The 8,044-nt window shown below is 39.7% G+C and carries 7 protein-coding genes; all 7 read left to right on the top strand.

The window, feature by feature from the left end; translation table 11 throughout:
- Positions 1–26 precede the first annotated feature (26 nt).
- A complete protein-coding gene (gene rdgC, locus NO989_RS18825) occupies positions 27–932 on the top strand; it encodes a recombination-associated protein RdgC (protein WP_371343022.1) in 906 nt (301 codons plus the stop codon).
- A 118-nt stretch (positions 933–1,050) separates the two neighbouring features.
- Positions 1,051–1,689 (top strand): hypothetical protein, encoded by a 639-nt coding sequence (locus NO989_RS18820; protein ID WP_015068736.1) that lies wholly within the window; start codon positions 1,051–1,053, stop codon positions 1,687–1,689.
- Positions 1,689–3,296 carry a type II secretion system protein GspD gene (locus NO989_RS18815; protein ID WP_015068735.1) on the top strand — a complete coding sequence of 536 codons (1,608 nt, stop codon included), beginning with the start codon at positions 1,689–1,691 and terminating at the stop codon, positions 3,294–3,296. Before NO989_RS18820 ends, NO989_RS18815 begins: the two co-directional genes overlap by 1 nt.
- Positions 3,293–4,561 carry a hypothetical protein gene (locus NO989_RS18810; RefSeq protein ID WP_015068734.1) on the top strand — a complete coding sequence of 423 codons (1,269 nt, stop codon included), beginning with the start codon at positions 3,293–3,295 and terminating at the stop codon, positions 4,559–4,561. The genes NO989_RS18815 and NO989_RS18810 overlap by 4 nt, the downstream gene beginning before the upstream one ends.
- Positions 4,554–5,276, top strand: coding sequence for a hypothetical protein (locus NO989_RS18805; RefSeq protein WP_015068733.1), 723 nt, complete (start codon positions 4,554–4,556; stop codon positions 5,274–5,276). Before NO989_RS18810 ends, NO989_RS18805 begins: the two co-directional genes overlap by 8 nt.
- Before the next feature lie 9 nt (positions 5,277–5,285).
- Positions 5,286–6,869: an ATPase, T2SS/T4P/T4SS family gene (locus NO989_RS18800; RefSeq protein WP_015068732.1), complete on the top strand. Its 1,584-nt coding sequence runs from the start codon at positions 5,286–5,288 to the stop codon at positions 6,867–6,869.
- Complete coding sequence (locus NO989_RS18795; protein WP_015068731.1) at positions 6,866–8,035, top strand: hypothetical protein; 1,170 nt, start codon at positions 6,866–6,868, stop codon at positions 8,033–8,035. The genes NO989_RS18800 and NO989_RS18795 overlap by 4 nt, the downstream gene beginning before the upstream one ends.
- The last annotated feature ends 9 nt before the right edge of the window (positions 8,036–8,044 follow it).

Genomic DNA, 8,044 nt, shown 5'->3' with positions numbered 1-8,044 from the left:
TGGGGAATAAGTTACTCTTTTGTTCATTGGCTAATTCTCTCAAGATAATTAGCCTCCGACAAACCCGGATTGATTCACTCCTTGATTTCATTCCACAACTCAAACATGTTCCGATCAAAGCTTCTCAAAAAGAAGCTTTCGGCTTTTCAAGCATAGTTGGCTTTGAGAATGATGAACAATATATCCATTCAATAGACGGATGGATATTACTTAGCCTGACGTTCCAAAAGAAAAATATCAAAAAAAGCCTACTAAATAGGAGGTTTAATGATCTAAAAATTATAACCAATGAAAACAACTTTAAAATGGGTAAGGCCAAGCTAACACAAGAAGAGGAGGAAGAGCTTAGGGCTAAAGTATATCTAGAATTACTTACAGAGGTTCAGCCAGACGAGGACTACCTAAATGTAATTGTAGACACATACTCAAAAAATATTTATCTATCCAATGACAAAGCAAAATATCAAAAAGTTTTTACTAACTTAATGAGGAAAGGGATTGAGTCTTTTTCAATGTCTAACTTCAATCCACATGGGGTAGGGCTACACCTTACACAATGGCTGTATAAGCCGACTGAAAACTTACCTAGTGAAATATCACTTGAGGACAGCACTTATTTAACTTCAGAGCAATCAGCAAGAGCTCGATTAACCAAACAAGACCTTCACTCAGATGAGATACAAGTCCTCATAAATCACGGCAAAAAATGTAGCTCTTTAGGTATCTCCTTTCTAGAAAGGCTTAGTTTAACTCTTCACGAAAGTTGCAAGTTATCAAAAGTGAAATTTTCTGATCAACTGATGGCAGAAGTCAGAGAAGTAGAAGAGCCAAGTAGCCGGTTCGATGAAATGTTACCTTTTTGGGAAGTGATGTGTAGCGAATTCACTTCTTTTTATGAGTGGCTTGACAGAGTTATTGAACAACCAGTCTAAGAAAAAGCATTTTGGATGACTTTTCTGACAAACATTGAATAAGTCGGGAAAACGATTTTTTCAAATTCACCTCCCCAGTATATTTGATTCCAATACAAAACGTTGGATGAAAATACACATGAATAAAACTGTTGTCTCAATCGCTGTACTTATAGGTATGGCGTCGTCGGGCGCCCTCGCCAAATCAGCGGACGCTTTCATCACACAATGTAAAGCAGAAATGATTGAGGCTATCAGTCCTATCAATGACCAGACAGGTACTTCAGAGCCAGAAGCCATATTAAAAGCCCCAAATGAAAAAGAGCAAGGTTTAACCTCTAAGAACATAGCTAGTCAGAAAAGCACTTCTATTCAACCTAAAGAAGTGGAAACCATAATTGAGGTTGTAGTTGAAGAGCCGCACCCTGGGGATTGGTGTGAAACAAGAAAGGAAGACGAACTTTATTTTGTAAATGAAGAGCGTGGTTACTTCGGTTTCTACCTTAAGAAGGGGGCGCTAATAGAAAACTTAGAGAGGTTGGTCGATTCCTTTTATCCCAATAATCAGGGTTTAATAAGCCGCATAGGCGATCACGTAGTACCTGCAAATACTTGCATTGTTGAAAGAAATAAAGACCTTGTCTTTCAACAAATTGTTGAACCTTATTTTGTTGACAATAATTCGGTTCAATATGGAAGCTTTACGAATAACGTCCACGCTGTTTTTTACAGAAATGACCCAGAGTTCAGCAGATACTTTTCTGGGGTAAGACGCTAATGAACACTCCTAAATTATTACTAACCCTTTCTGTTATCGCTGGTATTGCAGGTTGTTCAGTACTCACCAAACCAAACGAAGCAGAAGAAGCAAATAAATCCGAAATGCTTTTGGCTAAGGCTAGAAGAGATCAGGTAGATTCATCGCCAAATGTACATACCTTTTCATCTATGTATGTGCCAGTTCTAACTCTAAAAGAGTCTCAACTGCCCGGATGGTATAAAACGCCAAAGAGCATCAAAGTAAAAAATAGGGCGTTGGAAGATGTTATTTCGGAGCTAATTGAGAGCAGAGATATTAGGGTTAAATATTTACCTGGAGTAGTGAGAAGTCTAGATGTGTCTCTTTACGGAACGCATAAAACTTTAGGTGGTTACCTAGAAGCGATTGCATCAGCTACAGGGTACCAATTAGATGTGAAAGAAAACCTGGTTACGTTCAGTAAATATGTAGAGCGTGTATTTCCAATTAGAAATATTTCAGGTAACTATGATTTTGCAATTGGTAAAAAGGAAGAGCAATCTCAAAGTAACAATAACTCTTCTAATGGGTTTGCAGCTGCGGAAGCTGTAAAGTCCAATGGTGACGAATTTAGCAATTTAAGTGGAAGTTACGATCCACTAGAAGATTTCAAGGCAGGCGTAGAAACTGTACTTGGCTGTAGAGAAGAAGGTGATAAGTCTTCATTGAACATCGGCTCATCAGGTGGTGAATCTGGTGAGAGAAGCCATGTTCAACAAGCTCTAGAAAGTGATATGAACTTTCAATTATCTCAACTAGATAAGTGTGAAGGGGGGGCAGTAGTTAAAGAACTAAGAAGCGATAACTCATTGCTTGTTAGAGCGCTACCGTTCCAGATGAACAAGGTTGAAAAGTTTATCACTGAAAAAACAGAGCGCGAACTAAGACAAGTAAGAGTTGATGTGACTTTGGCAGCTATAGAGGTTACTGAAGATACAGCTTTCAGCTTAGATTTCGCAGTTCTTGATAATGTTGTCGGTAGTTCAGACCTTGGACTAACAACAGCCTCTAATTTATCCGAAAGCATCATTGGTGGGTTATCTAGTCGAGGTACGGCGACCCTTACACATACCTCAGGTACAAACCTAGCATTAACGGCTCTGCAAAAACAGGGAACTATCCTAGACAAAGCAACTTTACGTGGAGTTGCATTCAACCATCGTATTGCAAAAATCACTGATATAAACAAGCGGTCATTTATATCTGATAGGCCACTAGGAACCACAGCTGAAGTCGGTGTCACATCATCAGTCGAACAAGATGTGGTTGAGTCAGGAAGAGCGCTCTTCATTAAACCAAACATCGGACCTAGCGATGTGGTCATTTATATATCAACAAGCCTTTCGTCTCTAATTGATATTCGTTCGCGCGGTGATGAAGGTGAAGAAGTCGAATCTCCTGAAATTAGCGACCGTGAATTTTCTTCGATGGTTCTTGTTAGACCGGGCAAGCCTGTCCTAGTAGGTGGGTTTACGGTTAATGAAGTTCAAAGCATAACATCTCTAAATGGTGTTTCTGGTATTACACGGAGTTCTACAAACTCAGAAGTTGAGATCGTCATGATTGTAGAGGCTGTCTACATATGAACGCCTTGAAAGCTACTAAGACGGTTTCAGTTCTTGCCGCAAGTGCAAGTGCCATACGAGAGCATCTAGAAGACTTGAAGAGCTTACAGCTCGAACATGGTGCTTTCTACAGAAACGACGCAGGGGTAGTCATTTTTGCCTCGGAAGAGAATTCCACCTTATTTGCTCCTGCACTTCTTGAGCACTTCGATGGGCGAGATGCGATAGTCGTCTATAAGAAAGATGAAAAAGTGTATTTTTTCGCGACGTTCAATGGAAACTTTATAGATGAATTTGAGTTTTCTATTACTGATAGTGATTCAAACGACATTGAAAGGCTTAGAAGGTTTTGTTCACTATACCCATCCGAATTATCCTCGACCCCCTTTTATTCGAATGTCAATGCTGAAGCCGCAGACGAAAATTCCGTTCTCTTAGATGGAATAGAACTGCCGTTATCTATTGAGCGGGAAAAGGGGTTTCAAGAATTAAAGTCTTTAAAACCAGTCTTAGCTTCCGAATTAGAGAAGGAGCTTGCAAGAACCAGCACCTCTAAGTTTCCTTTAAAAAGGTTACTACTTTTATCGGTGATTGGATTTTTCTCATACCTATATTTCCCTGCTGATGAGCCTGTTGAAGTTGTGGCAGATGGCAAGAACAGAGAAGTAAAAGTAATAAACCATTATTTAGGTTTGAAACACTTCTACACCGACGGGAAAAGAGGTGTTAGCCCTAAACCAATTCTCAGAGATGTATACCAACAATTAATGTCTGCAAAGCAACTTCGTGGATGGGAAATCTCTGAGGTTAAGGTGGTTAATGAAGGTGACGGCCAGGTAACAGAATACTTAGTGTTGACATCAACATATGGTCTAGTCGCGGAATTAACGCAGTTCGCACACAAAGGGAAGTACAACCTGAATGTTTCGGGTAGTGAAGCATTTTTAGCAAGAAAAATTTATTCAGAGAGTATCTACAATTCATATGGCCGATTTCATGTAGGTACATTTCACAACTGGCTTAGCTCTGCCACTGACGACCTTTGGGATGACGTCGATTATGCAATTATTCCAAGTCAAAGTGAGACCTCCTCTAGGTGGCAGATAAGTGAGGCCGAAATCACTTTCCCTATATTCCACCCAGAAGATTTAGAGTCATTTGGCTCGTTACTTAAAGGGTTCCCATATTCATTCAGCTATTTAGAAATGAAGGCAATCAATCCATATGTGGATGCATGGGAAGCGGTAGTAAAATTAGAAATAGCAGGAGTTGAAACAAATGCTTAATAAGTTGAAAAACAAGAAATTTGTTTTCGTTGTTGGATTGTCGTTGGCATTGGCCTTTGGGGGGAGTTTTTTTGCGTATGCGATATACGTACAAAAAGATAAACAAACTGACGATATAGCTGCGTTATTTGCGGATGAAAAATTCGAGGTAAACAAAACTGAGAAAAAGCCACCTTTATCTACTGAAAAGAAAACAGAAAAAGTACCTGAGTTTGTACCAGCTCCTGATTACAAAATTCAGTTAGCAATTGCCAAAATATATGACTACGCGCTAAACCCCGAGGCGGAAGCTAAATGGCTAGCGTTAAGGCTTTCATCACGAGCACAGAGAGAGAAAACTCAAAGAGCAAAGTTAGCTGAAGAAGAAGCAAGGGCGTTACTAGAGCGCGAAAAATATCTTCAGAAAGTTAAAGCTGTTAGTGAGGGGGCGACTCTTCGAGACGATGGTGAAACTCTAGCACTCGCGAATAAGCCCGCTACAGAGAAAGTAGAAGAAATTTTGCCCTCTAAAATTATCGTCCAAAGCTATGAGAAAAAAGGAAAATCAAATGCTTCTCGTGTTTCTTTAACTATTGATGGTGTGAGACATGATGGTGTTAGAGAGGGCGTAATGATTGCAGGTCACAGCGTAACCGAACTAAATGACCTCTCGGAGTGCGTTTCTCTTGTCGATACCAGAGTAAGTGGTGGGCTAGTTACAAAGGTTTGTTTTTAGGAGCTCATCATGGAAATAAGCTTTTCTAATAAAAATACCGGATTCTACCAACCTCTAAAATCAGTTGGTGAACTTAGTACTCTCACCTTGGACAAGAATATCTCTCTAATCGAGCAAATATCTAATGAATTGGGTGTTCAGGCTATTTATTTTGAAGGTGGGACGTTAGTAGTTGATGACTACAGCGGCCAAAACAATAGGGATGGCATCTATAAACTAACAAGTACTTTAGAAGAAAATAAGAAACCAACTCGTCGTGTATTGGTAGCAAAAGCTGCAGATATTAAAGCTTATAAAAGCGAAAAAGTTACTTCAGTTGACACTGGCGTTGGTGAGTATGATCAAGAAAAAACTTTGCTTCAGTTTCAAGATCTAATGCAAAAGGTCTATGAACTGGGAGCTGAAGATGTGTACATCACTTTGTCGAAAAGCGCTGACACTGCATACGCACTATTCAAAGTTGATGGAAGGCTCTTATCTCTCACTTACCCATTAAAGAACTATGCTTTTGGTCGAGCAATGTGCGCTGCTGTTTATGATGGTCTTGGTGGGGTCGGGGCAACTATTGGTACCTTTGATGAAGTTACTACTCCGCAAGAAAAAGGATTCAAGTATCCACTTTACGACACACGCGGCGCTTTGTTAGCTAAATTCAGTGTGAGGTACACAAAAACAAAAACATCTCGTTCAGGCGAACTAATGGTAAACCTGCGGATACAAAAGAAGGCTCGAAAAATAGGCGAACTAGGCCTCCCTCAAAATGAACTCGAGCTGTTAGAGCGCAAATCGTCGAAAGCTCAAGGTGCAATAATTACTGCGGGTAGAACCGGTTCTGGAAAGACGACTACTAATTTTGCTGTATTGTTGAATCTCCCTAAAGATAAAAGCTACCAGACTTTTGAAGACCCGATTGAAATAGAAAAACCTTACGAGTATGTGAATATCCATCAAAACTCGATGGATTTGAAGATAGGAATTGATGCCCAGCTGAAAAGTATCATGCGGCAGGCTCCGGACGGGGTTTTTATTCAAGAAATTCGAGATCCACTTACTGCGAAATTTGCAATGGACGTTTGTAATACTGGTCTATTAGCAATAAGCAGTACACACGCACCATCGGCAATAGGTATTCCCAAACGTTTGAATGACTTGGGAGTGACTTTTGCCGACATGTCTACTCCTCAAGGTCTAAGTCTACTCAACTATCTCGCACTTGTAAGATTGCTTTGTACACGCTGCAAAGTACCACTTGAGGAGGCGAAAACAGTTTTCCCTGAAGAATATAATAAGAGAAAGCAATTCTTCAAAGATGTGGCTGTAGATGAAGATGAATTGCAAGGTATTTATTTGAGAAGCCCTCAAGGATGTAGCCATTGCCATTACTCAGGGGAAGACGGCAGAAAACTACTTGTTGAAATGATTGATGTACAGAGTCAAGACAGAAAATTCATTCATGACCAAAAGTGGGATGAATGGCATAAGTACTTGAAGCTTGAAAAAGGTTACCTGCCTGTAAGTGAAAAGGTCCTTTTTGAATTGAGAGAAGGCCGAGTAGATGTAGATAGAGCTGCAGAATTGAGGCTTGGCGAATGATTAGTAATAAATTGAAATCCAAATTCAAAGACGCGCTCTTCCATTGGAAGCTCAAGGCTGACTTTAAAAAACCGCAACAAATAGATTTCATCAAGCAGCTAAATTCATACTTAGTCTCTAATATCGGCATGGTAGAAGCATTGACCAGCACTCGAGAACAGTATGCTGCAACCTACGGAAAGAAACATGTCATTGTTCAGATAACTGACAACTTGATAAAGGCTTCCAGTACCGGGCTTGGATTTAATAAGCTTATGGCAAAGTATTTCGACCCGATCATTGCCGTTGGATTTGAATTAGCCAAACAGGTAAGTGGTGATAAATCTGCAGTGCTTAACATCGTAGATTTGGTTGAACAAGAAGCAATGCTAAAGAGAAATCTGGTTACTTCATTAGCTATGCCTGGATTTGTTCTTTGCTTAGGTATTGGAGCTCAGTATGTGGTCGGCGGATACATTCTACCTATGGTGCCTGGGAAAACTTTACCCGACACTCCAGAAGTTAATTTCTCATTAAGCGTCTACAGCATTCTAAGTAGTTATTGGCCTGTAGCCTTAACCTTTTTTTGTTTTGTTTTCTGGATGTTTGCTCAAGGTCAAGCGAATTGGATGCCTAATGGTAGCTTTGGAAAAAATGCAAAACGAATTGAAGACTATATAGGTGTTAATTCTCTTTCATTACATATAACCAAGTGGCTTAGCAATTTTAGAAAAAAGTTAGACACAGTCTGGCCATTCTCAATTTATAGAGAATTTTGGTCAATCCGACTTTTGCGTTTACTTGGATACCTGAAACTCGCAGATGTAGAAGATATTGAAGCTCTCAAGGTAATTGGAAACTTCTCCCCACCATATATCCAATATTTCACTAAGCAAATGATACGCGGAACAGGAATTGGTAGTGAGAAAAAAGACTATTTCGGAAAGGAACTAGTCAGTGACACACAGATGATTCGTCTTAGAAGATACTTTGAAAATGTCGATAACGAAACATTTGCCAAAGGTTTAGTAGAGGTTAGTAAAAACGCTGAAATAGATTTGAAATTACAAAATGGCAAGTACATCACAAAATTCCAAATGACAGGATTCTTCCTGGGAATAATTCTAGTTTTTTTAGGACTGGGTGGAGTATTAGACGCTCTAGCAGGCTACCAAAACAATCTTTAACAAACGAGG

The organism is Alteromonas sp. DY56-G5, from assembly GCF_041414725.1.
GTDB lineage: Bacteria > Pseudomonadota > Gammaproteobacteria > Enterobacterales > Alteromonadaceae > Alteromonas > Alteromonas macleodii.
This window is presented reverse-complemented; position numbering and strand designations above follow the sequence as displayed.

What these genes read in the sequence shown, in the direction of transcription:
- NO989_RS18805 (WP_015068733.1), top strand. Translation starts at nt 4,554, where the DNA reads ATGCTTAATAAGTTGAAAAACAAGAAATTTGTTTTCGTTGTTGGATTG.
- NO989_RS18820 (WP_015068736.1), top strand. Translation starts at nt 1,051, where the DNA reads ATGAATAAAACTGTTGTCTCAATCGCTGTACTTATAGGTATGGCGTCG.
- NO989_RS18800 (WP_015068732.1), top strand. Translation starts at nt 5,286, where the DNA reads ATGGAAATAAGCTTTTCTAATAAAAATACCGGATTCTACCAACCTCTA.
- NO989_RS18795 (WP_015068731.1), top strand. Translation starts at nt 6,866, where the DNA reads ATGATTAGTAATAAATTGAAATCCAAATTCAAAGACGCGCTCTTCCAT.
- NO989_RS18810 (WP_015068734.1), top strand. Translation starts at nt 3,293, where the DNA reads ATGAACGCCTTGAAAGCTACTAAGACGGTTTCAGTTCTTGCCGCAAGT.
- NO989_RS18815 (WP_015068735.1), top strand. Translation starts at nt 1,689, where the DNA reads ATGAACACTCCTAAATTATTACTAACCCTTTCTGTTATCGCTGGTATT.